Annotated in this window: 22 protein-coding genes; 10 read left to right on the top strand and 12 right to left on the bottom strand. The window is 48.5% G+C overall.

Annotated elements, in window-relative coordinates; genetic code table 11:
* Positions 1 to 128: 128 nt before the first annotated feature.
* Positions 129 to 2,216, bottom strand: a complete 2,088-nt coding sequence (gene glyS, locus EOPP23_RS10270; RefSeq protein WP_153765846.1) for a glycine--tRNA ligase subunit beta — start codon at positions 2,214 to 2,216, stop codon at positions 129 to 131.
* A complete protein-coding gene (gene glyQ, locus EOPP23_RS10265) occupies positions 2,216 to 3,172 on the bottom strand; it encodes a glycine--tRNA ligase subunit alpha (RefSeq protein ID WP_370514741.1) in 957 nt (318 codons plus the stop codon). The genes glyS and glyQ overlap by 1 nt, the downstream gene beginning before the upstream one ends.
* 354 nt (positions 3,173 to 3,526) lie before the next feature.
* Between glyQ and EOPP23_RS10260 the strand changes: the two genes are divergently transcribed.
* Positions 3,527 to 5,020 (top strand): hypothetical protein, encoded by a 1,494-nt coding sequence (locus EOPP23_RS10260; protein ID WP_153765845.1) that lies wholly within the window; start codon positions 3,527 to 3,529, stop codon positions 5,018 to 5,020.
* Here the strand turns inward: EOPP23_RS10260 and EOPP23_RS10255 are convergent.
* The 4 genes from EOPP23_RS10255 to fmt all read right to left on the bottom strand — a co-directional run bounded on the left by EOPP23_RS10255 (position 5,014) and on the right by fmt (position 10,450).
* Entirely contained in the window at positions 5,014 to 6,462 is a 1,449-nt protein-coding gene (locus tag EOPP23_RS10255; RefSeq protein ID WP_153765844.1) for a TrkH family potassium uptake protein, read from the bottom strand. The genes EOPP23_RS10260 and EOPP23_RS10255 overlap by 7 nt on opposite strands.
* A gap of 260 nt (positions 6,463 to 6,722) precedes the next feature.
* Entirely contained in the window at positions 6,723 to 8,096 is a 1,374-nt protein-coding gene (gene trkA / locus EOPP23_RS10250; RefSeq protein ID WP_153765843.1) for a Trk system potassium transporter TrkA, read from the bottom strand.
* Between the two features lie 96 nt (positions 8,097 to 8,192).
* A complete protein-coding gene (rsmB, locus tag EOPP23_RS10245) occupies positions 8,193 to 9,491 on the bottom strand; it encodes a 16S rRNA (cytosine(967)-C(5))-methyltransferase RsmB (RefSeq protein ID WP_153765842.1) in 1,299 nt (432 codons plus the stop codon).
* Positions 9,491 to 10,450, bottom strand: a complete 960-nt coding sequence (gene fmt, locus EOPP23_RS10240) for a methionyl-tRNA formyltransferase (protein ID WP_153765841.1) — start codon at positions 10,448 to 10,450, stop codon at positions 9,491 to 9,493. The genes rsmB and fmt overlap by 1 nt, the downstream gene beginning before the upstream one ends.
* A 187-nt stretch (positions 10,451 to 10,637) precedes the next feature.
* Here fmt and EOPP23_RS10235 point away from each other — a divergent pair, with 187 nt between their 5' ends.
* On the top strand, positions 10,638 to 12,401 hold the full coding sequence (locus EOPP23_RS10235) for an NAD(P)/FAD-dependent oxidoreductase (protein ID WP_153765840.1): 1,764 nt from the start codon (positions 10,638 to 10,640) through the stop codon (positions 12,399 to 12,401).
* A 107-nt stretch (positions 12,402 to 12,508) separates the two neighbouring features.
* Here the strand turns inward: EOPP23_RS10235 and def are convergent, their stop codons facing one another.
* Together def and EOPP23_RS10225 are read right to left on the bottom strand one after the other, a co-directional pair.
* Positions 12,509 to 13,018: a peptide deformylase gene (def, locus tag EOPP23_RS10230; protein ID WP_153765839.1), complete on the bottom strand. Its 510-nt coding sequence runs from the start codon at positions 13,016 to 13,018 to the stop codon at positions 12,509 to 12,511.
* 231 nt (positions 13,019 to 13,249) lie between these two features.
* Positions 13,250 to 13,672 carry a hypothetical protein gene (locus EOPP23_RS10225; RefSeq protein WP_153765838.1) on the bottom strand — a complete coding sequence of 141 codons (423 nt, stop codon included), beginning with the start codon at positions 13,670 to 13,672 and terminating at the stop codon, positions 13,250 to 13,252.
* A 397-nt stretch (positions 13,673 to 14,069) separates the two neighbouring features.
* Between EOPP23_RS10225 and EOPP23_RS10220 the strand changes: the two genes are divergently transcribed.
* The 8 genes from EOPP23_RS10220 to EOPP23_RS10185 all read left to right on the top strand — a co-directional run bounded on the left by EOPP23_RS10220 (position 14,070) and on the right by EOPP23_RS10185 (position 21,184).
* A complete protein-coding gene (locus EOPP23_RS10220; RefSeq protein WP_153765837.1) occupies positions 14,070 to 15,098 on the top strand; it encodes a LysM peptidoglycan-binding domain-containing protein in 1,029 nt (342 codons plus the stop codon).
* Positions 15,099 to 15,104: 6 nt separating this feature from the next.
* Positions 15,105 to 16,253, top strand: coding sequence for a DNA-processing protein DprA (gene dprA / locus EOPP23_RS10215; protein ID WP_153765836.1), 1,149 nt, complete (start codon positions 15,105 to 15,107; stop codon positions 16,251 to 16,253).
* A 111-nt stretch (positions 16,254 to 16,364) separates the two neighbouring features.
* Positions 16,365 to 16,871 (top strand): 5-(carboxyamino)imidazole ribonucleotide mutase, encoded by a 507-nt coding sequence (gene purE, locus EOPP23_RS10210; RefSeq protein WP_153765835.1) that lies wholly within the window; start codon positions 16,365 to 16,367, stop codon positions 16,869 to 16,871.
* A 3-nt stretch (positions 16,872 to 16,874) separates the two neighbouring features.
* Positions 16,875 to 17,489: an L-threonylcarbamoyladenylate synthase gene (locus EOPP23_RS10205; protein WP_153765834.1), complete on the top strand. Its 615-nt coding sequence runs from the start codon at positions 16,875 to 16,877 to the stop codon at positions 17,487 to 17,489.
* 78 nt (positions 17,490 to 17,567) lie between these two features.
* A complete protein-coding gene (gene hemF, locus EOPP23_RS10200) occupies positions 17,568 to 18,497 on the top strand; it encodes an oxygen-dependent coproporphyrinogen oxidase (protein ID WP_370514740.1) in 930 nt (309 codons plus the stop codon).
* Between the two features lie 14 nt (positions 18,498 to 18,511).
* A complete protein-coding gene (aroE, locus tag EOPP23_RS10195; RefSeq protein ID WP_153765833.1) occupies positions 18,512 to 19,342 on the top strand; it encodes a shikimate dehydrogenase in 831 nt (276 codons plus the stop codon).
* 1 nt (position 19,343) lies between these two features.
* A complete protein-coding gene (locus tag EOPP23_RS10190) occupies positions 19,344 to 19,979 on the top strand; it encodes a YiiX/YebB-like N1pC/P60 family cysteine hydrolase (RefSeq protein WP_153765832.1) in 636 nt (211 codons plus the stop codon).
* Between the two features lie 35 nt (positions 19,980 to 20,014).
* A complete protein-coding gene (locus tag EOPP23_RS10185; RefSeq protein ID WP_153765831.1) occupies positions 20,015 to 21,184 on the top strand; it encodes a hypothetical protein in 1,170 nt (389 codons plus the stop codon).
* A 48-nt stretch (positions 21,185 to 21,232) separates the two neighbouring features.
* Here EOPP23_RS10185 and speB read toward each other — a convergent pair whose 3' ends face one another.
* From speB to speE, 4 genes are read right to left on the bottom strand one after another with little or no spacing between them, the layout of a single operon-like run.
* Positions 21,233 to 22,156, bottom strand: coding sequence for an agmatinase (speB, locus tag EOPP23_RS10180; RefSeq protein ID WP_153765830.1), 924 nt, complete (start codon positions 22,154 to 22,156; stop codon positions 21,233 to 21,235).
* Entirely contained in the window at positions 22,153 to 23,082 is a 930-nt protein-coding gene (locus tag EOPP23_RS10175) for an adenosylmethionine decarboxylase (protein WP_153765937.1), read from the bottom strand. The genes speB and EOPP23_RS10175 overlap by 4 nt, the downstream gene beginning before the upstream one ends.
* Positions 23,082 to 25,061, bottom strand: a complete 1,980-nt coding sequence (gene speA, locus EOPP23_RS10170) for a biosynthetic arginine decarboxylase (protein ID WP_228550646.1) — start codon at positions 25,059 to 25,061, stop codon at positions 23,082 to 23,084. Before speA ends, EOPP23_RS10175 begins: the two co-directional genes overlap by 1 nt.
* The gene (gene speE / locus EOPP23_RS10165; protein ID WP_153765829.1) at positions 25,054 to 25,932 is read right to left on the bottom strand and encodes a polyamine aminopropyltransferase; all 879 of its coding nucleotides are present in this window, start codon (positions 25,930 to 25,932) and stop codon (positions 25,054 to 25,056) included. Before speE ends, speA begins: the two co-directional genes overlap by 8 nt.
* Between the last annotated feature and the right edge of the window lie 58 nt (positions 25,933 to 25,990).

Below are 25,990 nucleotides of genomic sequence, written 5' to 3'. Positions count from 1 at the left end.
AACTGGAAGATTCAGCTAAAAAAAATGCGGCCATAGGCCGCATTTACTCTAACAGGCATTGTCCGGAAGTTCTGTTACAAACAGTCATTACCGGACAAGCTGTAGTCATTTGCTGTTACAAACGTTTCTTATAGAACAGAGATATCAGCAACATGCAGGAACAGGCTGCGTAGCTGCTTCAACAGAGCGTAACGGTTCAGCTTTACCTGCTCGTCTTCAGCGTTAACCAGAACTTCGTCGAAGAAGCGGTCTACTGCTTCTTTCAGAGGAGCCAGCAGTTCCATGGCTTCAGCATACTGACGCTTGGCCAGAACCGGGTTCACAGTTTCCTGAGCGTTAGCCAGAGCTGTTGCCAGCGCCTTTTCAGCGTCTTCTGTCATCAGGCTTGAATCTACGGAATCCGGAATAGCCAGATCACCGGCCTTGGCCATGATATTGGAAACGCGCTTGTTAGCTGCAGACAAAGCTTCAGCTTCAGCCAGCTTGCTGAAAGCGTGAACCGCTTTAACACGCTGATCGAAATCGAAAGGTCTGGATGGTTTCAGAGCCTTAACCGCCAGGAAGATTTCCACAGGAATGCTTGCGTCCTGGTACCAGGCACGGAAACGCTCCAGCATGAAGTCGAGAACGGTATCAACCAGCTTGTCCCCTGCTGGCAGTTCAACGCCTTGAGCTTTATAGCTGGCGATGGACTGTTCAATCAGGTCACGCAGGTCCAGGTCCAGCTTCTTCTCTACGATAATACGCAGCACACCCAGAGTGGCACGACGCAGAGCAAACGGGTCCTTGTTACCGGAAGGTGGCTGGTTGATGCCAAAGATACCGGTAATGGTGTCCATCTTGTCGGCGATGGCAACAGCGCAACCAGTCAGGTTGGAAGGCAGAGCATCACCGGCGAAACGAGGCATGTACTGCTCGTTCAGAGCGACACAGACTTCTTTTGCTTCACCATCGTTAGCGGCGTAGTACTGACCCATGATGCCCTGCAGTTCAGGGAATTCCAGAACCATTTCAGAGTTCAGGTCAGACTTGCACAACTCACCGGCACGGGCTGCCAGCTCTTTCTGCCCGCCTTCTGTCTCAGCGATGAAACCGGCCAGTTTGGCGATGCGTTCGGTCTTATCAAAGATAGAACCCAGCTGAGCCTGAAAGACCACTGGTTTCAGGTTTTCACGGTGTGCCTGAAGTGTGGTCTTTTTGTCCGTATCGAAGAAGAATTTGGCATCTGCGAGACGTGGACGGATTACCCGTTCATTACCGGATACTACATGCTCAGGTGCTGAACTCTGAATATTAGAAACGGTTATAAAATGGGGAAGAAGCTTGCCGGAGGCGTCAACCACGTGGAAATACTTCTGGTGACCCTTCATGGAAGAGATCAGAGCTTCCGCTGGAACCTGCAGAAATTCATCGTCAAAACGACCGGACAGAGCCACTGGCCATTCGTTCAGAGCGCTTACTTCGTCCAGAAGATCTTCATCGATTACGGCTTCACCACCCAGGTTGGCTGCAACTTCAGTAACCTGACTGCGGATCATGTCATGACGAACATTGAAGCGAGCGTAAACATGGCCCTGCTGTTCCAGAACGTCAGCGTAGGAAGCTGGCTCGCTCAGGGTAATCGTTTTGTTAGCGTGGAAACGGTGACCACGGGTAGCGTTGCCACTCTTGAGGCCGAGGATTTCGCAATCCACAACTTCTTGCCCCATCATCATCACCAGCCAGTGAACCGGACGAACAAATTCAGTACGGCTGGCACCCCAACGCATGCGTTTTGGAATTGGCAGTTCGTTCAGTGACTTGGTTACGATAGCTGGCAGCAGGCTGGTTGTTTCAGACCCCTGCTGTACCGCACGGTAAACCAGCCATGCACCTTTGTCGGTTTCCAGAGTTTCCAGCTGATCAACCGTCACGCCGTTGGAGCGGGCAAAGCCTTCAGCAGCGCGGGTCGCTTTACCTTCAGCATCGAAAGCTGCTTTAACAGCCGGGCCACGACGTTCAAGGTTTTGATCAGGCTGTGCAGTTTCCAGCCCCTTGATCAGCAGCGCCAGACGACGAGGAGCCGCAAAAGACTCGAAGCTGTCAAAAGACAGTTGAGCATTCTTCAGGCCATGAATGATGCCCTGAGTGAAAGCGTTGGAAAGGGTTTTCAGAGCTTTTGGAGGTAGCTCTTCGGTTCCCAGTTCAACCAGAAAATCCTGTGTGTTAGTGCTCATTACTTGGATTCCTCCTGCGCCAGCTGGGCCAGTACTTCGGTGCGGATATTGTCGCTGGCCATCGGGAAGCCTAGACGGTGGCGGGCATCAAAGTAAGCCTTGGCAACGGCGCGAGCCAGAGTTCTGACACGCAGGATGTAGCGCTGACGCTCAGTCACGGAAATAGCGTGACGTGCATCCAGCAGGTTAAAGGTGTGAGACGCTTTCAGAACGTATTCGTAAGCAGGCAATGGCAGGCTTTCTTCAACCAGGCGTGCAGACTCACCTTCATAGAAGTCGAACTGGTGGAACAGCTCTTTGGTGTCAGCGTGTTCGAAGTTGAAAGTGGACATTTCCACTTCCTGCTGATGATAAACGTCGCCATAAGTAACAGTACCCTGTGGACCTTCAGTCCATACCAGGTCGTACACGTTATCTACATCCTGAATGTACATGGCCAGGCGTTCCAGACCGTAAGTGATCTCGCCGGTTACCGGAAAGCATTCAATGCCGCCAACCTGCTGGAAGTAAGTGAACTGAGTCACTTCCATGCCGTTCATCCAGACTTCCCAGCCCAGACCCCAGGCTCCCAGAGTCGGGGATTCCCAGTTGTCTTCTACAAAGCGGATATCGTGAACCAGCGGATCAACACCCAGCTCGCGCAGAGAGTCCAGATACAGCTCCTGAATATTGGCAGGAGACGGCTTCATCACCACCTGGAACTGATAGTAGTGCTGCAGGCGGTTCGGGTTTTCACCATAACGGCCGTCAGTTGGACGGCGGCTTGGCTGAACGTAAGCAGAGTTCCAGTTTTCCGGACCAATAGCACGCAGGAATGTGGCTGGGTGGAATGTACCCGCACCCACTTCCATATCCAGTGGCTGCATCAGTACACAGCCCTGGCGGGCCCAGAATTGCTGCAGGGCCAGAATCAGGCCCTGAAAGGTTTTGATATCAGGCGAGCTTTGCGAAGTCACTTTACTACCTCATGGAGGCTTGAATCCGGATGATGCCAGAGGAGTGATAAGCCTCTGTCTGGCAACGAAAAACCGTATTTAATGCCTAGAACGAAAGAAAAATATTCTGCTTGCTCACTGACAAGGCAAGGTACAGGCAGAATACTTTTCATGACAAATTAGCTGCGGATTATAACGGGTTGGCCGGAAAGCGCATACAGCTGAGGGGGAAATGACGGCGTTTAGAGTCTTCTTAAAGTCACTGGCATTTAATGAGCAGTAGTTAGTGACACTGACAGGTGTGTTATCAGGATGGATAAAATCAGCCGGAAGGAACTCCAAGACATATAAATACATATGAATAGGTTTCATGAAATGGTGGATATATCAGGAATGATTTCAAGCTATAGCTCATACCTTTTGGGAGCCGATAGAGATACACAACCATCGTTGTCTGGAATACAACACGCTGAACAGCCTCTTCGAATAAACAAAGAAAATATTATTCAAGAAGGAACTATTGCAGGGTTTAATCGCTCCATCAGGCAAAGAGGTGTTGAACAACACAGTTGTTTAAAAATATATATGCATGAGAAGCACTTCTTTCTGAGCCTTCGGTCTCCTGACGTGGAGAATGATCTTATATTGGGAAAATACGGTGGTTATGACAGAAAAAATGAAGGTGCTACAGAGGGAAACTTTGATAGAAGCGCTCCACCGTTACACTATCTCTGTAAAAAAATAGAAGCACAATGCGCCAACAAAATGGAGGCAGAAACTACTGAAGACTGCGTTATTTATTGTGGATCAAATGTTGTTGCAGCACTGGCAGGTATCAATACGGCTGGGTCAGCTTCTGAGGTGCTAATGCGTGGTGGATTACCAGCTTATTTGGGAGTTGCAGGTTGTAGTTTTCTATTTGTTTTTCCCGAGGTTGGAGGAGCTATCCGCCCCTATAAGTGGAAGGGGTTTATTGAAGAAGAAGACGGTTTTCTCACAGCTAATGGCTGTGAAATACAAGAATTGCCTGGTATTGAGTTTTGCTTAACCGATAAACAAACTGCTCACCTGAGGAGGTGGTTGGAAGCCAATAAAAAAAGTACCGGTGAGTTTTCTTATATCTCTAATAATTGCATTCAGTTCTGCCAGGATGCCTTATGGCAGGCAGGATTTCCGGGGTATTTAGCTGACTATTTTGATTCAGACTGGAAAAAGGAAAGCTGCTCAACATACTTGGAACCATTGGTAATGTTTAAAGGTGGTCATTATGCAGAAGGCATAAAAATGATTGCACTTGCAATTTATAACAGCAATTTTAGTGATCAAAAATGGTTGCCTGACATTGCACTTGAAGTAATTGAGTCAGAAGAAAAGAAAGCATCTGAATTACTGGCTGAGTGCCAGAAAAGACAAATTGCTCTTGATAAGTTAAAACGAAGTGAAGAGATTTTAGATCAGATAAAAGAGACTATTAAGAGCTTAAAAGAGAAAAAATGGCTAGAAACAAAAAAATCTGAGCGGTATCACATTCTGGTTAAGGCCAGAGTTGCAGTAAATAAGCTCAGTAGTTTCATTGCAGACGAACGGTCTTATATCTCACTTGCAGATACCCATGAAAAGCTAAGTGAGTTACTGAAGCAAGCACCTGATACAGAAGTGAAGTTTGGGGTATTTGAAGAGATAGAGAAGCAGCTGAATGATATAGAAAAAGCTCTAAAAGATGAATTCATTCAAGAAAATTGTGAAACTGATGATGAAAATCGAGACCAAATATATGCTCGTTTACAGAAGTTACAGGCTGAGCTTCAGTCAGCCTTGGATGGTTTCAGTACGCCACTGGATCTAGGTTTAACCGGGTTTCTTCAATAACGCCAGAAAGTCGGGGTAAACAAAACCAATAATGTGAAGATTTCCAGACGTCCCAATAACATCGCAAAGCAAAGAATCCATTTGGCTGCATCGGGCAGAGATTCATAATTTTCAGCCGCTTCACCCAGTGCCGGACCCAGGTTATTAAGGCAAGATGCAACAGTTGAAAAAGCCGTTTCAAGATTCAGCCCTGTTGCCATTAACGCCAGAAACATAACAGCGAACAGGAAGACATAAGTTGCAAAGAATCCCCAGACAGCCTCACCTACTCTGTTGTTTACCGCCTTACCACCCAGCTTGATACTGAAGATTGCATTGGGATGAACAAGACGGCGAAGTTCTCTCATTCCCTGTTTAAAAATCAACAGTACTCGAATTACTTTCATGCCACCGGCTGTTGAACCGGCACAGCCGCCAGCAAAGCTGGTCATAAACAGCAGCATTGGCAGGAATGTCGGCCAGGCGGAGAAACCGCTGGAAGCGTAACCTGTTGTTGTTGCTACAGAAACTACTTCGAAAACGCCGTAGCTCATGGACTCATCAAGGTCGTAAGTACCAGAGAAATAGAGTCCAAAAACAGTGATAAAAGAGACAGCTATAAGAATAAACAGGTAGGCTTTTACTTCCGGATCCTGCCAGTAGTGTTCCACTGACTTATAACGCCAGGCAAAGAAATGCAGTGCGAAGTTGATACCTGCAACCAGCATAAAGAAGGTTGCCATGGCATTAATCAGTGGCGAGTCAAAATATCCCATGCTGGCGTCGTGTGTTGAAAAGCCCCCAATAGCAATGGTTGAGAAACTGTGACTGATGGCGTCAAACAGGCTCATCCCTGCTCCCCAGTAACCCAGAGTGCAGACCGCTGTCAGGCCCAAATAGAGCATCCAGAGTGCTTTGGCAGTCTCCTTGATACGAGGCGTAAGCTTCTGGTCCTTGATAGGGCCTGGAGTTTCGGTGCGATAGAGCTGCATACCACCAATACCCAGCATTGGCATTATGGCCACGGCCAGCACAATGATTCCCATACCGCCGAGCCACTGCAGCTGCTGGCGATAGAACAGTATTGATTTAGGCAGTTCATCAATGCCCGTCAGAATGGTTGCGCCGGTGGTGGTAAGCCCGGACATGGACTCAAAAATAGCGTCAGTAAGGCTTAGATCAGGCTCAGGCATCAAAGCCAGTGGCAGAGCACCCATACCGCCCAACACCACCCAGAACAGCACGGTAATAATAAAACCGTCGCGATTCCTCAGGTCTGCCTTGATTCGCCGAAACGGAAACCAGAGCAAGGCTCCGATCAGAAAGGTCAGAAAGAAACTGTAGAGAAACAGGGAGACTTCCTGTTCGCCATAGATCAAAGCCACGGCAAGAGGCGGAAGGCTGGAAAAGCTGAACAGCATCAATAGGATGCCCAGGACAGGCAGAATGACAGAAAACTGCATAGAACCCTGATTTTCTATATATACAGGCTGAGCCTGCTGGCATCGCTTGTGATTAGAACGTGTGCGGACACACGTGACTGAATATGTCGTGTGTTCGGTTATTCAACAAGCGGGTAATGGTTAATACTGAATGCGTACTAGTGTACCGCATTGTCGCAAAATATTGTTTGGAAAAGATAGCTGTTGTTAGAAAAAAGCCTCTTTGATATTGGTGGTATCAAGAGGCTTTTCCTGAATGGCTGTGAGCGATATTTGATCAGTCAGAAGAAGCCAAGGCCGACCTGGAAGAGCTGTTCCACTTCATGAATACGACGTTTGTCGCTCAAAAAGAGAATAACATGATCACCGGATTCAATTCTTGTGGTGTCGTGAGCAATCAGCACTTCTTCGTTACGAACAATGGCACCTATGCTGGCACCCTGCGGCAAATCAATCTGCTGAACCGTCTTCCCTACTACCTTGGAAGATTTCTCATCACCATGAGCAATCGCCTCAATGGCTTCTGCTGCGCCACGTCGAAGTGAGTGAACGTTTACGACGTCACCGCGGCGAACGTGCTTAAGCAGACTACCAATAGTGGCCTGTTGCGGGGATATAGCGATATCGATTTCACCACCCTGCACCAGATCTACGTAGGCAGGGTTGTTGATCAGAGCCATAACCTTGCGTGCGCCCAGACGTTTGGCCAGCATGGCGGCCATCACGTTGGCTTCGTCATCGTTGGTGAGAGCACAGAAGATATCGGTCTCTTCGATGTTCTCGGAGATCAGCAGTTCCTTGTCGGAAGCATTGCCGTTGAACACCATAGCTCGAGTCAAAGTTTCAGACAGAAACTGACAACGAGCCATATTCTGTTCGATTACCTTCACCTTGAAATCATCCTCGGCAGACTGAGCCAGACGCAGACCAATGTTACCGCCACCGGCAATAATGATGCGTTTATAATCATCGTCCAGTCGCTGAAGCTCACTCATCACTGCGCGAATATGACGACGATCAGCGACGAAGAAAACCTCGTCATCTGCTTCAATAACGGTTGTGCCTTTCGGAACAATCGCTTTACCACGACGGAAAATAGCTGCAACACGGGTATCCACGTCTGGCATATGTTCGCGTAAGTAACGAAGCTCCTGTCCTACCAATGGCCCACCGTAATAGGCTTTCATAGCAACCAGCTGGGCTCGACCATCAGCAAAATCGAGAACCTGAAGAGCGCCCGGACGTTCCAGCAGGCGACGGACGTAGTTGGTTACGACTTGCTCAGGACTGATCAAAACGTCGATAGGCAGTGCATCGTCGGCAAACAGACCTTCCTTGTTCAGGTAGGCTGCCTGACGAATACGGGCAATTTTCGAAGGCGTATGAAACATGGTGTAGGCAATCTGGCAGGCCACCATGTTCACTTCGTCACTGTTAGTCACTGCAACCAGCATATCGGCATCGTCGGCACCGGCCTGCTTCAATACCGATGGGAAAGAAGCCATACCCTGAATGGTTCGAATATCAATCCGATCCTGAAGTTCACGAAGCCGTTCACCGTTGGTGTCGACCACGGTGATGTCGTTTTCCTCGCTGGCCAGATTTTCAGCCAGAGTTCCGCCTACCTGGCCGGCTCCGAGAATGATAATTTTCATGAATGGCTTATTCCTGTTTTACCAACAGCCACAAGCAGCTTCTATTTTTATTCAGCTGCTCTCTACAAGTCAGAGGTCTTTTCCAGACTGCTTTTCTCAGCAGCCTTTTCTCAGAAGAGCATAGAAAAAACCGTCGCCTGAACCGGGCAGAATCTGACGGCCAAAGCCGGTATCCAATCCCCAGTCACCTTCAAATGCTTGCAGTTCAGCGCACTCTTCTTTGGCAAGAAAGCGTTCGATCTGTTTGCTGTTTTCTGCAGGCATGATTGAACAGGTTGCATACAGCAGTGTGCCACCGGGCTTCAGCAAAGACCACATGGTTTCCAGAATTCTGCCTTGCAGTTCTGCAAGGGCATCAATGTCTTCCGGTTTGCGCAGCAGCTTGATATCCGGATGACGACGAATCACACCAGTGGCGGAACAAGGTGCATCCAGCAGAATATGATCGTACTGTTCACCGTCCCACCAAACGTCAGGTTCGCAACCATCACCGGCCATCAGTTTGGCTCTCAAGCCAATACGTTCAAGGTTTTCCTGAACTCGTGTAAGTCGCTTTTCATCCACATCCAGAGCCTGGAGTTCAATCTCCGGATTGATTTCCAGTAGCTGGCAGGTTTTACCACCGGGAGCGCAACAGGCGTCCAGAACTCTGTCTCCTGCTTTTACTTTCAGCAGGTTTCCTGACAGCTGAGCAGATTCATCCTGAACGCTGGAAACACCATCGAAAAAGCCTGGCAGATTATCCACAGCCTGAGCTTTGGTGAGAGTGATGCCCTGAGGTGCAATTACAGAAGGGTTGGCAGAAATGCCTGCCTCAAGCAGTTTCTTCAGGTAACGGTTACGGCTGACATGTTGTTCATTCACTCGAATGGTCATCGGTGGTGAACTGTTATTGGCAGCAGCAATGTTTTGCCAGTAATCCGGCCATGCCTTTTTGATTTTGCCCAGCAACCATTGTGGGTGTGCTGTAAGGCTGATGTCGTCAGTCTCGGTGAACTCTTTCAGTTCCTGTTCCTGACGTTGTGCATTTCTCAGTACACCATTTACCAAGCCACGAGCCCATGCCTTGCCGAGAGTGCGGGTAACCTGAACGGTTTCACCGATAGCAGCGTGGGCAGGAATACGGGTATAGAACAGTTGATAGAGGCCAACCAGCATCAGACTGTGAATATCCTTTTCCTTGGTTTTCAATGGTTTATCCATCAATTTACCAAGCCAGGCATCCAGTCGGAAATAATAGCGCAGCGTGCCGTAGCAAAGCTCTGCTAACAATGGCTGATCCTTTTTGCCAAGAGTATCCTGATACACAGGCAGAGCCTGATTCAGGGAGTCACCGGCAACGACACGACTAACGACTTTAGCTGCCGCCAGTCGTACGGAAGATTGTTTGGCCATCAGTTGAATACTTTTCCGGTAGCAAACATTTCTTTGCGGCTGTTCAAAATATCTTGAACGGCCATGGCACGACTGCCGGACAGCTGAACGTTTTTCAGTCTCAGCAGACCTTCTGCACAGGCAACATCAATGCCTTCCTTGTCAGCCTTAACGATGGTTCCCGGAGCTGCTTCTGGAGAGATGTCATAATCTTCTTCCACTCTGGTGGCGTCCCAAACTCGAATGGAAACATCATCCATTTGAGTGGTAGTGACAGGCCATGGATTGAATGCACGAACACGGCAATCCAGCTCCGCTGCTGGCTTATTCCAGTCCAGAACCGCTTCTTCCTTGCTCATTTTGTGGGCGTAATTGGCAAGGCTATCGTCCTGCTTTTCAGCTTTAACCGTACCTTCAGCAAAGGCATTCACGGTTTCAATCAAGGCAGGCTGACCTACTTCAATTAAACGGTCGTGAAGGTTGGCAGAGGTATCTGTGTCATTGATCGGGCAGATCGCTTTCAGCAGCATGTCGCCGGTATCCAGACCAACATCCATCTGCATGATGGTGACACCGGACTCTTTGTCACCTGCTTCAACAGCACGTTGAATAGGTGCTGCACCACGCCAGCGAGGCAGGATGGAGCCGTGAACGTTGATGCAGCCGTGCTTTGGAATATCTAGAACGCTCTGAGGCAGAATCAGGCCGTAAGCGACAACAATCATCAGGTCCGGTTTCAGATCAGCCAGTTGCTGACGGGCTTCTTCGTCTTTCTTCAGTGACAAAGGCTGAAAAACAGGAATCTCATGTTGCAGAGCCAGCTCTTTAACCGGGCTGGGCTTGAGTTTGCGCCCTCGTCCTGCCGGTCGGTCCGGCTGGGTGTAAACAGCGATAACTTCGTGCTGGCTGTCCAGTACTGCCTGCAGGTGTGCACTGGCAAATTCCGGAGTTCCGGCAAAAACAATTCGAAGGCTTTTCATCAGGGGTGTTCAGGCCTTTTGGCTGAAAAAGAAAAAATAATACCGCGGTGATGATAGACAGCAATAGTTGATACTACATCTATCAGATGTACGCCAACACTCAGACTCTCAGCACTAAGCAAGTGAAATCTCTGCTTTTCTATACTTTTGTTAATGGAGTTGTCAATCTTTCAAGGAACTCGAGATTATGCCTATACGACCGATATCTGGCGGAAGCACTCAGGAAGCGTCAGGCCATACAAAGACAAGAGAAACAATACCGGCGGGTGTTTCGAATGGTAGGAAGACAACTCCACAGATCGATCGTTCCTACACTGAAAGCTTGCAAAATCCCGCCTCCAATCAGATTGAACAACAACTGCTGGATAGAAAAGTCTCTATTTCTTCTGCTACAGAACAAAGCGGAGAGGAGTTAAGGTGTTGTATTCAGAACCTCTATCAATCAGAAAAAATGACGGTCCGTGAGCGTGCAAACCTTGACCAGGCTCGGGCTGATCATTTTGAGAGTGCTGGAATCCCCCATTACAACGTAGTGGTAGTGGGGGAAGGTCCTGCAGGCTTGAATGCGGCAATAGAGCAAGCCCGCGAAGGTAAGAGCGTTTGTGTATTGGAGAAAAGGGGGGATGAAACCTGGGATATTCGTTCAAGCGTGATGCTTATTGGGACTACTGATTCCAAATCGATTGAAGATATTTTGGCTGAATTACAGGAAGTTTTGGGGGAAGGTTATGTTTTCTCTCATTCGAAAAAATATGATCCGCTGCACCATAAGTCTATCAAGCAGCTTAGAAAAAGAGTCAGTGAAGGAGTGATACAGACTGATGTGCTCCAAAGAATTCTTCACAAAGCAATTGAGCATAAGTACCCTGAAAAAATACAGTTTATGAGAAATGTAGACATAGATGGTTTCGATCCCTGGCTACAGACAGTCAAATATTCAAATAATAATGAACAAGTAGCTTTTGACAGTATTATCCACGCTGATGGCGTTAAGGGACAAACCAGAAAAAACTTTGCTGATGTTTTAGGTATTTCAACAAGGTATGAAACAGTTCCTTTGTCTTATGCTCCTTTCTCACAATGTGCATATATTCATGCACCTGAATTGCTCGAACTCCGTTCTACGGTTCTTGATTCTAATAAGCTACACACTACAAGCCTTCCGCTCAGAGAAAAGCTGAAAGAATTAGGCTGGAAAAATACAGAGAAGCTGCCACTTGCCTATCTACTGAAGAGTCATGAAGGCTCCGAAAAAGTATGGGTAGCTAGTGAGTGTCCATCTAGCCTTACAAAAGAAAAACAGCCTGAGTGGAATAAACTACTGTGTGATCTTGCTTTTGGGCAAACATCATCTGGCTCTGTTCGTGGGGTGGATTGTGTCAATTTTGTCGAACCGGCAAAAAAAGATGAGAGAGCAAGCAAAAAATCAAAATTAAGTCAGGCTATTTTCAAGTTGGATAAAAAGAAACTTATTAATCCTGAAGCACATACGGTTTTTGGTAGAACCATTGCTATTGGAGATGCAGCAGAAACGCCTGTCTTTTTAGTCAGAGAAGGTATTGCTCATGCTTTTTCAGATGGATCTTATGTCCGTGTTCCTGAACCGTACAGATTACAGGCTTCAGATAAACTTTCCGATCAGCTCGTCAAAGATGCTCAAGAAGATGCAAATGAATATGATGAATATGACGAAGACGGGAACGTGATACTTTATCCCTTAAATAAGCGATTGTATTCAGAAGATATCGAGAGAGTTAGTGACTCAGAAGCCTATTCAGCATTACCTATTCCTGTTTCTGAAGATCTTTCTGATGGCTTGTTTCGTCATGAGACGTCAGGAGTCAGTGACACAAAAGCCGGTACTAATGAAACCGTAAATGAAGAGGATATGTATAAAGCTCTATTTATGTGGGCGAATCTGGATGGGGAATCCTCTGATGAGGACTTTTAATGTAGAAAATCTGAATAGCTAGAAACTGTAATTCATCAATCTCCGCTCATTTCTTGAAAAATACAACCGCTCACATTTGATAAACATAAGCGGCTTTGGAAAAATTATCAGGCCATTTCAAGGCGCTTGTTTTTGATCAGTTTCTTACGGATACGTTCCTGCTTGAGCTTGGACAGATAATCTACAAAAAGCTTGCCGTTCAAGTGGTCCAGTTCATGCTGAACGCAGACTGCTGGCAGAGCGTCCAGCTCCATGGAGTACTCTTTACCGTCACGGTCCAGAGCTGTCAGACGAACTTCAGCAAAGCGATCGAGCAGTTCAAAATAACCGGGAACTGACAGGCAACCTTCTGACAGGTCGGTCAGTTCTTCTCCAATGGCTTCAAAAGCTGGATTAATCAGTACCAGAGGTTCATTGCCTTCTTCAGAGAAGTCCATCACTACGATGCGCTTATGAATGTCCACCTGTGTGGCAGCAAGGCCAACACCTTTGGATTCGTACATGGTTTCCAGCATGTCATCGACGATCTTACGAATTTCGTCGTTTACCTCGGCCACTGGCTCGGCGATGGTGCGAAGTCTTTCGTCGGGATATTGCAGGATTTGCAGAAGCGCCATGGGTCTCTCTGATTTTTAATAAATTTGAATAAAAATTAATTCTAAATTTCTTTTAGAGATATAGGTAGTTTTAAGTACGTTTGTTCTTAAATCAAGACCAATGGCTGCATTGCTTGTGAGTACTGACAGCAGCTGACGCATTGGCGCAGTCAGCTGAAAGAAACTGTTTATTTATGTCGTGCAGGTATGAGAGAGGCAGAGCCTGAGTAGCTAAAGGTACTATTTAGCCACTCAGGCTGCATACTGACTGCTGGGCCAATGCCTTGCAGCAGCCAGGACAGCGTTAATATCACAATGCTCGGGGCCCCCGCTGTGCTGAATTAATCGCTTAGTCAGATCTTTGGCTGCAGAATGGGAATAACCCTTTCTTGTCAGAATGCGATAGACCGTTCTGGTCAGCTGGCATTTAACAAAGGCTTTTTCCCTGAGGAGTGCTTTCTGTTCCAGAGATTCATAAGAAGGTTTGTCGTTAACCCACTTAACAAATTCAATCTTACGTCCCTGAAGCTGATACAGAGCTTTTGAAATCGCCTTATCAGAGGCTCTGGCTGAGTAACCTTTGGCAATAAGCTCCCTGAGAGCCCATTGATAGAGGTGAAGGGCTACAACTGAACTGAAGCTGTTTCGCTGACGCCGGGTGGCGAGGACTTCCATTGCTAATCCGTTTAAATGTGGCTTTTCATACCTGCCAGCTCCTACATCCCTGGAGTGACAATTTCTTTTTCTTTTCAGGTCGTTTATTTAGCGGCTGATCAGACGGCCTTATATTTGCCGGTAAATTTATCCCAGAACGCCCGTAATTGGTAGCCTGTGAGCAAAAACAGGGCAATATAGAATCATTCCCTTTGGTCGAGAACAAGAGATAGACATTCTCTGATAGATCACATTTCAGAGCTTGTGGAATGAGCGTCCATTGCCGGGACAAGTAACCAGTTGGTAAACTGCGGGAAAACCGGCATAAGGCTGGCAATAAAAGAATACAGCCGAATCAGGGTTGAATTCAGGCATTGGACCAGAGCGAAATGAAAAGGCTGCAAGGGATCGGGGATCTATGAGACGCATCATAATGGGAGTTCTTCTGCTCTGTCTGTCGATGACAGGCATGGCCTATGAGAGTCCGATCAAGGCCGACTCGCCTCAGGACTATGTGGTCCAGAAAGGCGATACCCTTTGGGAGATATCTAACCGTTTTCTGAAAAGCCCCTGGCTCTGGCCGGAAATCTGGCACGCTAACCAGCAGATTCACAACCCTCACCTGATCTTCCCCGGTGACATGATAAGCATGGTTTACATCGATGGTAAGCCAAGATTGACCGTGATACGTCGTGGTGAGAGTGGCCGTACGATCAAACTCAGCCCCAAGGTTCGCAGGCTGCCTTCAGAGTCAGCCATTCCGGCTATTCCTCTGGGGATGATCAACTCTTTCCTGAACGACAGCAGAATGTTCACTTCCAAGCAGGATATTGAAAGAGCTCCTTATGTCTTTGCTTCCCGGCAGGAACGTATCATTACCGGTGCAGGCGACAAGATTTATGCTCGTGGCCGTGTAGACAGTCTGAGTAAAGATCTCACTATCTATCGTTCTGGTGACGCTGTGCTGGACCCGGATACGGGGGAATTGCTGGGTGTTATCGGTCATAACATCGCCAGTGCAGACCTAATGAAGGTTGAAGATGGTATTGCCAGCCTGAGAGTTAAGAAGAGCAACTCTGAAGTGCGTCCCGGAGATAGATTGATTGCTTCCGATGCTTTCAGTCAGGTTACAACTTTCTTCCCAAGAGCTCCTGATGCGCCAATTACCGGAAAGATTGCCAGTGCCCTGGAAAGCATCAAAAAAGTAGGCCAGTACAACACTGTTATTCTGAACGTGGGTGAGCGTGAAGGCTTGAAACAGGGCGACATTCTGGTGGTTTACAAGAATGTAAAAGTAAAAGACCAGATGACCGGCGAGATGATTCAGCTACCGCTTGAGCGTGCAGGTATCGTGATGGTTTATCGCCCTTTTGAGAAAGTGAGCTATGGTATTGTCCTGACCGCTTTCGAAGAAATTAGTGTTGGGGATGTGATCAAAAGCCCCTGAGGTGAAATGACCGACTCTCATCAACCAGAGCATCAACAAAAATATTCCGATTGGCAGCAGCTACGAAAATGGCTGCTGCTTTCGTTTCAGCCCGGTTTAGGTCCTGTTCGCTTCAACAGTTTATTGCAAGAGTTCGGTTCTGTAGATGCTGTCTTTTCTGCATCCTACACAGAGTTGAAACAGGGGCTTCCGGAAAAGTTGGCAGACAAAATTGCCGGTAATCCGGAAACTCCAGATATTAACGCCTGGTTAGAAAATGCCAGAAATTGGCTGGAAGCCAGCACAGCCCATCATATAATTTCCTTTAACTCACCTTTATACCCAGCCCGCCTTCGTGAGCTTAATGATGCTCCTCCTCTGCTCTATGTGATTGGTAATCCACAACTGCTTAATGAACCTCAGCTGGCAATGGTTGGTAGCCGACGTCCAACACCAGCAGCAAGAAGATTGGCTCAAGAACTTGCTTCGGAGCTCTCAAAAGCAGGTTTGGTAATTACCAGTGGTATGGCATTAGGGGTGGATACAGCAGCCCACCAGGGAACCCTTGGGGGTTATTGTTCAACTATTGCCGTGCTGGGAACGGGTGTGAATGTCGTTTATCCCCAAAGCAATACTGCACTCTATGCCGCTATTGCTCAGCAAGGCGCATTGGTCAGCGAGTTTCCTCTGGGCACTGCTCCAACACCCAACAACTTTCCCAAACGAAACAGAATTATCAGTGGCCTCTCTCTTGGCGTGCTGGTTGTGGAAGCATCGGTAAAAAGTGGTTCTCTTATCTCAGCGCGACTGGCTGCAGAACAAGGACGAGAAGTGTTTGCCGTGCCAGGTTCTGTGCTGAACCCTATGAGTAAAGGCTGTCACAAGTTGATACGGGAGGGGGCTGTGTTGGTGGAAACGGCTGAGGATGTTCTTCTGGAATTACAGCCGTTACTCCAGCCATTGTTGGCGGAAGAGGAAAAATTCGAGCCGTCTTCTGAACTCAGCGGAGCGCAAAGAGTTGTTCTTGAATCAATGGGCTTTGATCCTGTCAGTACTGATTCACTCAGTGAACTTACCGGTCTCAGCTGGGAAGAACTGTCTGTTGTTCTGACTGAGATGGAGCTGGATGGAATCATTGCTTCAGTGCCTGGTGGTTATGTGAGAACCAGAAAATAACCTCGCTGTTACTTTTCAGGCGCTTTCAGGAGAAAAGCCCTGGAGCAAGACGACTGACAAACACCCTGCTAGAATTCGACTTTTCCTGATCAGCCTGGGTGAAAGCCTAAAATGATTAAACCATTTGTTGCCATTCTTATGGATTCTGACTCAGACCTGCCTGTTGCCAAGGCTGCGCTTGAGGTGTTGAAGAATTTGGGTATTCAGATTGAAGTGAAGGTACACTCCGCTCTTCGAACGCCGGATATTATTCGTACTTACGTAGCAGATGCTGACAAGCGTGGAGTCGCCGCTTATATAGCCTGTGCAGGTATGTCGGCTCACCTGGCTGGCGTGGTTGCTTCTCTGACGGTTAAGCCTGTTATCGGGGTGCCTGTCAGTAATAGTTCTCTGGATGGAATGGATGCCCTGCTCTCTACGGTACAGATGCCAGGAGGGACTCCAGTAGCAACGGTTGCGATTGGAGAAACTGGCGCCAGAAATGCAGGCTATCTGGCTGCCCAGATCATAGCTCTTGGCGACAAAGAGCTGGCCAACCGTTTAAGAATGGAACGTCAGGCCAGCGCAGAAGAAGTATTAGCAAAAGACGCTGCATTGCAGCAGCAACTGGCAGGTTAATGAATGGCCCTGAACCCTTCGCTTAATAGCTCTTTAGATAGCTCGACATTAAACAGCTCGACCATAGAAAGTCTGCAAACTATTCCTGATGTTTTAAAAGACAATGGTGTTATAGCTTACCCGACAGAAGCAGTCTGGGGGCTGGGTTGTGACCCATGGAATGAAAAAGCAGTAATGAAGCTGCTCAATATAAAAAAACGACCTGTAGAAAAAGGCGTCATTCTTATTGCCGCCAGTGAAGAGCAGGTTCTGCCTCTGCTGGAAAACCTTTCACAAGAGCAGAGAGCAAAGCTTTCAGCCAGCTGGCCCGGCCCTTACACCTGGTTGCTGCCCGACCCCAACCAGTGGACGCCGGATTGGATTCGTGGCCAGTTCAGCACAGTAGCGGTTCGTGTCAGTAACCATCCTGTAGTTAAAGGGCTCTGTGAAAAAGCGGGAAAACCTCTGGTTTCTACTTCAGCCAACCTGGCTGGAGAAGCTCCACTGATGACTCAGGAAGCCGTTTCAAAACAGCTGGGCAATCAGCTGGATCTTATTGTTGCCGGTGATACTGGCGCACGTAACGAACCTTCGGAAATACGCGATCTTCAGAGTGGGCAGCTGATCAGGGCTGGCTGACAGCTCTGATCAAAAAACAACTTATTTAAAAAGAATATCTCTCCCACAGACAGGACAGACTCGTTCAGGATTAACACCGTGAAAGACTTTTCATCAAAGGCCGCCAGTGAAGCGGTTGAGCAGGTTAAACAGTATCTGATGTCCCTGCAGGACAATATCTGCAAGGCGCTTGAACAGGAAGATGGTTCTGCCTGTTTTAAAGAAGAAAGCTGGGAATACCATGGTGGCGGTGGAGGCCGTGCCCGTGTTATTGAAGGTGGCAATATCTTTGAGAAAGGCGGTGTGAACTTCTCCTTTGTAAAAGGCGACAAGCTGCCAGCATCTTCTACAGCCAGCCGCCCCGAGCTTGAAGGTCGCAGCTTTCAGGCTATGGGTGTTTCTCTGGTTCTACACCCACGTAACCCGCTAGTGCCAACATCTCATGCCAACGTTCGTCTGCTGGTGGCTGAGAAAGAAGGTGAAGACCCTGTCTGGTGGTTTGGCGGCGGCTACGACCTGACGCCTTATTATCCATTTGAAGAAGACTGCCTGCACTGGCACCAGACCGCCAAAGACGCCTGCGATCCTTTTGGTGAAGACGTTTATCCAAGGTTTAAAAGGTGGTGTGATGAGTATTTCTTCCTCAAGCATCGCAACGAAACTCGGGGTGTCGGTGGTCTGTTCTACGATGATCTGAACGAATGGCCTTTCGAACGCTGCTTTGAATTTATGCAGTCCGTGGGTGACAGTTTTATCAAGGCTTATCAGCCTATTGTTCACAAGCGCAAAGAGTCTGAATACACCGAGCAGCAACGCCGTTTCCAGGAATACCGTCGTGGCCGTTATGTGGAGTTCAACCTGGTTTATGACCGTGGCACCCTGTTTGGTCTTCAGTCAGGTGGTCGAACCGAGTCTATTCTTATGTCTCTGCCGCCAGTAGTGCGCTGGGATTACAACTGGCATCCGGAAGATGGCACTGAAGAAGCAAGGCTCTACAATGAGTTCCTGAAGCCAAGAGACTGGGTATAAACGGAGACGACACCATGGCCACAGCGGTTGATCATTATGCGGTAATGGGCAATCCCATTGCTCACAGTAAGTCTCCTTTCATTCATGCGATGTTCGCTGATGCTACTGACCAGAAGCTGCACTATGCGGCTCAGCTGGTGGAGGCGAATGGCTTTGAAAAAGCACTGGCAACCTTTTTTGATCAGGGTGGACACCTTGGGCTCAGCATCACTGTGCCTTTCAAGGAACAGGCATGGCAGCTGGCAGAGATTCGTACAGAGCGAGCCGAAAAGGCTGGTGCCTTGAACACGCTCTGGCTAGACAGTGAAGGCAAGCTGAAGGGTGATAACACCGATGGCCTTGGACTGGTTAGAGATTTGAAGATGAACAATGGTGTGTCTCTGAAAGATGCCCGTGTTCTGGTGCTTGGTGCTGGTGGTGCTGTCAGAGGTGTTCTTGAGCCAATTCTGGCTGAGCAGCCAAAGGACGTGGTGATTGCCAACCGGACTGTCAGTAAGGCAGAAACTCTGGCCGAGCTGTTCTCAGGTAAACCTGTTTCCGCCTGTGGTTTTGCAGAAGTCACTGGCAGCTTTGACGTTATCATTAATGGTACATCAGCCAGCTTACACGGGGATTTACCACCGGTTCCTGCCTCAGTGATTACCAGGACAACTACCTGCTACGACATGATGTATTCAGCCGGAACCACAGTCTTTAATCAGTGGGCTCTGGACCAGGGGGCTGGAAAAGTCATTGATGGTCTGGGTATGCTGGTAGAACAGGCCGCTGAACAGTTCGCTATCTGGCGAGGAGTTCGGCCCGACACGGAAGCAGTCTTCACAAAACTCCGACAAGAGATGAGCTGATATGCTGACTGGCCTGCAAAAGGGTGATCTACTGTTTCAATTCCGCACTGGCGGTGAGCTGGAATGGATTATCAGCCGACTCTTTGCAGGCTATAACGGAATGGCCATTAATCATGTGGCCATCTATTCCGGCGAAAATGAAGTGATAGAAGCCATTATGCCCAGAGTTCAAAAAACGACTCTGGACTACTTTATTTCCCGCTCTGTTGTTGATGGTCTGGATCGCCCGTGTATCCTTCATGCAAGGGTTAAACCCCGGTACTCAGCTTTGGCAGAAGGTGCTGTTGCTTTTGCCGATCAGCAATTGCAGCTTCCCTACAATATTGATTACTCCGCAAAATCCAGAAGCTGGTATTGCAGTGCCTTAATTCTGGAAGCTTTTCGTTATGCCAACGGCAATATCCCTGTCTTTCCCGAAACTCCAATGGGGTTCAGGGATCTGGAAACCGGAGAGCTTTTTCCCTACTGGGTTGAGCTCTATAAAACCATTGGTCAGTCCATTCCTGAAGGAGAGCCCGGCTCTCACCCTGCTCTGCTATCTTGCTCTGACAAACTCGAAGTAGTCGGCCTTTTGGGCCAGCTTCCTGTCAGGCAGAACTCCTGGACCAATCTTGATAAGGGAATGCAGTTGGCCTGATATCAACTGAAAAATGAGATCTTTGGTCGTTACTCATGAAACGCGTGTTGTTGCTCTCAGTTCTGTTTATTCAGCTTATTGCTCCCCAGGCCAAAGCCGTTAGCCTGACTGCTTCGCCAACACCGCAGGCTAATATTTATATAGACTTATTTTTAGTTTCGTTGGCTGTGCTTCAGAGCCTTGAAAGAGACCCGTCACCGGTAGAAATTCAGTATCCAGATCCAATCAGTTACACCATTGAACTGTCTTCAGAAGAATTTGAAAACTCTCAACCTGTTTATATCTGGACTCAACTGCCCTCTCCTCCTGGTCCTGAAGATATAAAGAAACTGAAGGAAAATAACTGCTCAAGTAGTGGTAGCTTTGTGGGGTGTAAGACAGAGGTAGAAGAAAGTTATATCAGGATAAACCTGCCATCTGCGCCATTTTGTGCAAACCAGCTTATACAGTTTGATAGCCATTCATATCTGATGGCTTATGATCCGGAAAGCTATTCAAAAGCATCCGGTTACTCGAAAAGTAAGGTTCGTTTTTCTGAAACTTACGAATGGGGTGAAGAGTTTTTTAACCCTCGTGCTCAGTCTTTTGAGTTGAATATGCTGACAATAAGGCAAACTGGTGGAGAAGAAAGAGGCGATGATGATCCGAATAGAAGACCAAAAAATCCTTTTCCTTCTTTTTTACCAAAAATGGACTTTGCATTTTTGAGTGACCTGGAATTAAAAGCAATGGTTGAACAGGCCTTCAAAAATGGAGACTTGAGAGATCAGGCGTTGCGGAACGTATTTGCAGCGAGCAATGGAATTGACTCTGGGGAATTAAATCAATGGTACTGGAGACAAGAGTACCTAAGACAATTGAGTGATAACCAAAGACCAAGAGCAGGTAGTACTGGAAGTGTTTCAAGAGAAAGAGTTAGTGGTGTTTGGGTTCACAGGAGGGAGAGAAGCTCCAGCTCCCCTTACAGAGCAAGCCGTCACTCAGGCTCTCCATCAGGCTCATTCACTCCCCCATCAACATTGAGCACTGAATTTTCGTCTCTGACAAATCAGGCTTGCCAGTTTCAATCACCGGCGATCACAAGTAACGAACCTGAATTGCCACTGGTGTCTGATGTAGATAAAGAAGGTTATGACAGGCATGGCTGGTCACCTACCTCAGATGGAGATGTGGACGACGATGAATTAGAAGATGAGGAACTATAAGTAAAGACTTGCGAGAGAAAAGCCCATAATCTGGGCTTCCCAATAAAATTACTGTTTTTTTAATTCAGCCTGAAGATAAAGCATCTCCAGCGCCACAGTAGCACCCGCCAGAGCGGTAATATCACCATGGTCGTAAGCCGGAGCCACTTCCACCACATCCATACCGACAATATCCAATCCCTGCAAACCACGCAGCAAGTGCAGAGCACGATCTGTCGTTAAACCACCACAGACAGGTGTTCCTGTGCCGGGTGCATAAGCCGGATCAAGACCATCAACGTCAAACGTCAGATAAATACGACGATCACCCACTGTTTCACGAATCTTCTGCAGAATTTCATCCACAGGAGCACTGTTCACATAGCTGGCATCCAGCACATTAAACGGTGTGTTTTCATGGTCGTAAGTGGTGCGAATACCGATCTGAACCGATGCAGACGCATCGATCAAACCTTCAGTCTGAGCGTGGTGGAACATGGTGCCGTGGTCAAACTTGCCGCCCTGATCATAGTCATCGGTGTGAGCATCGAAATGCACCAGAGCCAGCGGACCATAGTGTTTGGCGTGTGCTCTCAATAGAGGCAGAGTCACGAAGTGATCGCCACCAAAGCTGAGCATACGTTTGCCGGAAGCAATGATCTGATCAGAGTGAGCGAACAGGGTGTCGCACATATCCTGAGCATCACCGCAGTCAAACACCAGATCGCCGCAGTCAGCCACTGACAGATGCTTCTGGAAGTTATAAAACCATGGGTAACGCTTGCCTTCCCAGGCCAGATTCACCGATGCCTTACGAATGGCCTCAGGCCCGAAACGACTGCCGCTGCGACCAGTGGTAGCGATATCAAAGGGAATGCCTGTGACAATCACATCCGAATCAGCATTCACCGGATCGAAATCCAGTGGCTGCCTCAGAAACCCGAAGGCATTGGAGTAAAGGGAATAGTCTTCCCGCTTTCCGAGAGTACTCATACCAGTTCCTCGGCCTCAACCTTGCAGTGAGCCTTGTGTTGGTAATGATTGAAACTCATATCATACCCACATTTCAGTGGCAGCTGACACTCGGTCATGCAACTGAATTCGCCATTTTCACGCAGAGGCGCTGGCGAGTTAAAACCAATCAGGTCCCAGCTGCCCGGCTTCAGGGCTTCCAGCAGCTTCTCCAGAATCTGTGTATCTTCCTGAACATCCAGATTGGTTTCAAAGCTGACGTAAGAGCTGTCTTCCTGAGGCGTGATATGGAAAGTGGCGTAGCGATCACCCTTGATGGCATTCAGGGAATAACCGAAAGGTTCGAACAGCCAGTCACTCAGTGCAAAGCCTGGCAGAATCTCATCCAGTCTTAGCAGCTTGCGAATACCTTCAATGGTCTGGCCTTCACTGCGCAAATACTCAGCACCCTCACCCTTGATGTGATACATCAGCAGTTCACTGGTTTGATCACAGTCATCCGGTGAGTAAGGACGGTCCATATGAAAGATGTAGTTATGGTGGCTGTCCATATTGCCCAGTCGGAACGCTTTGCCTGGAATACGCGCTTTCAGACGTTCGATATCCTGCTCCCACGATGTCACCTGCAGGTGAGACATATACTCGTTCTTGCGCTGATAGCTGGCAAAAAGCAGGTGATCTTCGTTGATACTGTCGAGAAAATGCAAAAATGCATCAATCAGTGTGGTGGTGCCACAAGTCAGCATCAGGAAGCGGTCTTTCCAGACAAACAGACTGGACTCAGACAGTAGATAAGCATCGCAGTCATCGTTGCTGATGGTGGTCAGGATTTCAGCCTGAGCTTTGGCAACCACCTTTGCCCAGTATTCACGGCCCAGTTCTCTCAGAGAACCGGCTTCAGAAGCTGTAACGACTTCTACTTTTTTTTCAGAGCCTTCGAAGAACATCACAGCTCGTTTCCTCCAAGATGTTCGAGGTAGGTATAGCCTTTCAGGCCTGCTTCCAGTTCATCGAGAACCGATTCCCGCTCTTCTTCAGGCAGGTAGTCTTCCACCAGTTTCTGATAGGTGTGCAGGAAGCTTTCCGGCTTCAGGTTAACGTAGCGAAGCACGTCTTCGACCGAATCACCGGCCTGATAGTCAGACAGTTCTATAAGACCAATGTCGCTAACACGAACAGAAACCGTGTCTGTGTCACCAAACAGGTTATGCATATCACCAAGAATTTCCTGATAAGCGCCGACCAGAAAAATACCGATCATATAAGGCTTATCCGGGTGCCATTCAGGAACCGGCAACGTAGTTTCTATGCCCTGCCCGTCCACATACTGGTCAATGGTGCCGTCGGAATCGCAGGTGATATCCAGCATCACCGCACGCTTCTCTGGTGGACGATTCAGACCAGACAGTGGAAGTACAGGGAAGACCTGATCAATACCCCAGGCATCGGGTAGAGACTGAAACAGAGAAAAGTTCACATAGAACTTGTCAGCCAGTTTCTCACTGAGTTCATCAATGATGGGGCGATGTGAACGGTTTTTGTGAGAAAGCCGTTTTGACAGCTCATAACAGATACGCAGGTTTATGTTCTCAGCCCAGGCGCGTTGCTGAAGGTCCAGCATTCCCATGCCAAACTGAGTATGAACCTCTGTTACGTCGCTTTGGGTATCATGGAAAATCTCCCCCAGAGCACGCTGGGAAACGCCTTTCTCCAGCTCCTGCCAGGAGTGCCACATATTGTGGAGCAATTGCGGATCTTCTTCCGCAGGTGCTTCCTGTTCTTCAGGCTCGTAGCTTTCGACACCGACTACGTCGGTGATCAGAACAGCGTGGTGAGCCGTCAGGTTTCGACCGGATTCGGAGATGATTCGTGGAACCGGAATTTCCTGCTCTGCACAAAGATCTCCAATGGTATAGACGATATTGTTCGCATATTCCTGCAGACCGTAGTTCATGGAGCAACTGCTCTGACTGCGAGTGCCTTCATAATCCACAGCCAGACCTCCACCGACGTCGATGCAGTGAATCGGTGCACCCAGTCGAAAGAGCTCAGCATAAACCCGTGCACACTCACTGATACCGTGACGAATATCTCGAATGTTGGACATCTGTGAACCGAGATGGAAATGCAGCAATTGCATGCTGTCGAGATTGCCACCGGCTTTAAGTTTGCCGATAACGGTCAGAACCTGGCTGGCAGAAAGACCGAACTTGGATTTCTCACCACCGCTGGCCTGCCACTTGCCTTTACCCTGCGACGCAAGGCGAACCCGAAGGCCAAGGCGAGGCGTAACGCCCAGCTCTTTGGCTTCCTTCATGACCATTTCCAGCTCGGTCATTTTTTCCAGAACGATATAAACCTGATGCCCCAGCTTTTCACCGATCAGCGCCAGACGAATGTATTCCTTATCCTTGTAACCGTTGCAAACGATTACCGAGCTGGCACGGTTGGCCATTGCCAGCACGGCCAGAAGCTCAGGCTTTGAGCCTGCTTCCAGACCCAGCTGACGATCCTGACGGGCAGACTGGCTTTCCAGAATCTCTTCCACAACCGTGCGCTGCTGGTTCACCTTGATGGGGTAAACCGCAAGATACTCATTCTGGTAGCCGTACTCATGGATGGCCTGATTAAAGGCATCGCAGAGCGTGTTCACCCTGTGATGAAGTATTTCAGGGAAGCGAACCAGTACCGGCAGAGAGGCACCCTTGCGCACCAGCTGAGCAGCAATATCGTTCAGACTGACCGCAGGGCGACCCTGAGGAAGGTAAACCACTTCCCCATTGTCGTTGATGTCGAAGTACCCCTGACTCCAGTAGCGGGCATTGTAAGTGGAGCGTGATTCTTCAACGCTCCAGCCGCTTTCTACGGGGCCTTCCGGAAGCATGTCCGGCTCTTTTAACAGAGGTTGATTAATATCTTTAGCCATTAACCTTGTTTATCGCCTGTTCTACGTAGGCCGGAAGAGCAAAGCAGGCCTGATGGATAGCCGGAGTGTAGTAGCGGGTTTCGATACCGCTGGCTGCAAAGCGTTGGGTGATCACATCCAGAGGCAGCTTGCGTGCTTCATGGTTGTCGGAACCCCATGCGAAGGTCATTACACCGCCAACGTAAGTAGGAACGGCAGCGTTGTAGAAGTTGGTGTCGCTCATGTAAGGGCTCAAGCGGCGAACGGTGGTTTCCACCTCTTCCAGCTGCATGAAGCAGACGCCGTTTTGAGCAACAAAGATGCCGCCTTCAGTCAGCAGGCGCTTGCAACCAGCGTAGAAGTCGGAGGAGAACAGAACTTCACCCGGACCAATCGGGTCGGTGCAGTCGGAAATGATAACGTCGAAGCTGCCATCAGCCGCCAGTTCCGGGTTGTTAACGAAGTCTACGCCGTCAGCAATCACCAGGTTGGTTCTTGGTTCGTCGAAAGCGCCTGCCGAGTGGTTTGGCAGCCACTTCTTGCACATTTCTACCACGGCGTTGTCGATCTCAACCATGGTCACGTGCTCAATGCTTTTGTGACGCAACACTTCACGAAGGATGCCGCCGTCGCCACCGCCGATGATCAGCACACGCTTAGCATTGCCATGGGACAGAATAGGCACATGAGTCATCATCTCGTGGTAGATAAACTCATCACGTTCGGTGGTCTGGATTACGCCGTCCAGAGCCATCATGCGGCCAAATGCCTTGTTGTTGAAAATCACCAGATGCTGGTGTTCGGTCTGATGCTCAAACAACAGTTCGTCCACGGAAAAGCTCTGGCCGTAACCATCGTAAAGCGTTTCGGAATAGGTATTGTCTTTCAGCATGGTGCTTTTCCTTTTAAAACCGACAGTACCGCGGCTCTGAACAGGCAGGCGCGGATCG

Source organism: Endozoicomonas sp. OPT23 (assembly GCF_009653635.1).
In the GTDB taxonomy this organism is placed as follows: domain Bacteria; phylum Pseudomonadota; class Gammaproteobacteria; order Pseudomonadales; family Endozoicomonadaceae; genus Endozoicomonas_A.
Note: the sequence above shows the minus strand (reverse complement) of the source record. Positions and strands in the feature narration are given on the sequence as shown.

Excerpts from the sequence above, each read along its gene's own strand:
- speB (WP_153765830.1), bottom strand. The coding sequence starts at position 22,156 with ATGAGTACTCTCGGAAAGCGGGAAGACTATTCCCTTTACTCCAATGCC.
- EOPP23_RS10260 (WP_153765845.1), top strand. The coding sequence starts at position 3,527 with ATGGTGGATATATCAGGAATGATTTCAAGCTATAGCTCATACCTTTTG.
- EOPP23_RS10190 (WP_153765832.1), top strand. The coding sequence starts at position 19,344 with ATGCTGACTGGCCTGCAAAAGGGTGATCTACTGTTTCAATTCCGCACT.
- EOPP23_RS10235 (WP_153765840.1), top strand. The coding sequence starts at position 10,638 with ATGCCTATACGACCGATATCTGGCGGAAGCACTCAGGAAGCGTCAGGC.
- EOPP23_RS10175 (WP_153765937.1), bottom strand. The coding sequence starts at position 23,082 with ATGTTCTTCGAAGGCTCTGAAAAAAAAGTAGAAGTCGTTACAGCTTCT.
- speA (WP_228550646.1), bottom strand. The coding sequence starts at position 25,061 with ATGGCTAAAGATATTAATCAACCTCTGTTAAAAGAGCCGGACATGCTT.
- speE (WP_153765829.1), bottom strand. The coding sequence starts at position 25,932 with ATGCTGAAAGACAATACCTATTCCGAAACGCTTTACGATGGTTACGGC.
- EOPP23_RS10255 (WP_153765844.1), bottom strand. The coding sequence starts at position 6,462 with ATGCAGTTTTCTGTCATTCTGCCTGTCCTGGGCATCCTATTGATGCTG.
- EOPP23_RS10220 (WP_153765837.1), top strand. The coding sequence starts at position 14,070 with ATGAGACGCATCATAATGGGAGTTCTTCTGCTCTGTCTGTCGATGACA.
- fmt (WP_153765841.1), bottom strand. The coding sequence starts at position 10,450 with ATGAAAAGCCTTCGAATTGTTTTTGCCGGAACTCCGGAATTTGCCAGT.
- EOPP23_RS10225 (WP_153765838.1), bottom strand. The coding sequence starts at position 13,672 with ATGGAAGTCCTCGCCACCCGGCGTCAGCGAAACAGCTTCAGTTCAGTT.
- rsmB (WP_153765842.1), bottom strand. The coding sequence starts at position 9,491 with ATGGCCAAACAATCTTCCGTACGACTGGCGGCAGCTAAAGTCGTTAGT.
- trkA (WP_153765843.1), bottom strand. The coding sequence starts at position 8,096 with ATGAAAATTATCATTCTCGGAGCCGGCCAGGTAGGCGGAACTCTGGCT.
- dprA (WP_153765836.1), top strand. The coding sequence starts at position 15,105 with ATGACCGACTCTCATCAACCAGAGCATCAACAAAAATATTCCGATTGG.
- aroE (WP_153765833.1), top strand. The coding sequence starts at position 18,512 with ATGGCCACAGCGGTTGATCATTATGCGGTAATGGGCAATCCCATTGCT.
- def (WP_153765839.1), bottom strand. The coding sequence starts at position 13,018 with ATGGCGCTTCTGCAAATCCTGCAATATCCCGACGAAAGACTTCGCACC.
- EOPP23_RS10185 (WP_153765831.1), top strand. The coding sequence starts at position 20,015 with ATGAAACGCGTGTTGTTGCTCTCAGTTCTGTTTATTCAGCTTATTGCT.
- purE (WP_153765835.1), top strand. The coding sequence starts at position 16,365 with ATGATTAAACCATTTGTTGCCATTCTTATGGATTCTGACTCAGACCTG.
- EOPP23_RS10205 (WP_153765834.1), top strand. The coding sequence starts at position 16,875 with ATGGCCCTGAACCCTTCGCTTAATAGCTCTTTAGATAGCTCGACATTA.
- glyS (WP_153765846.1), bottom strand. The coding sequence starts at position 2,216 with ATGAGCACTAACACACAGGATTTTCTGGTTGAACTGGGAACCGAAGAG.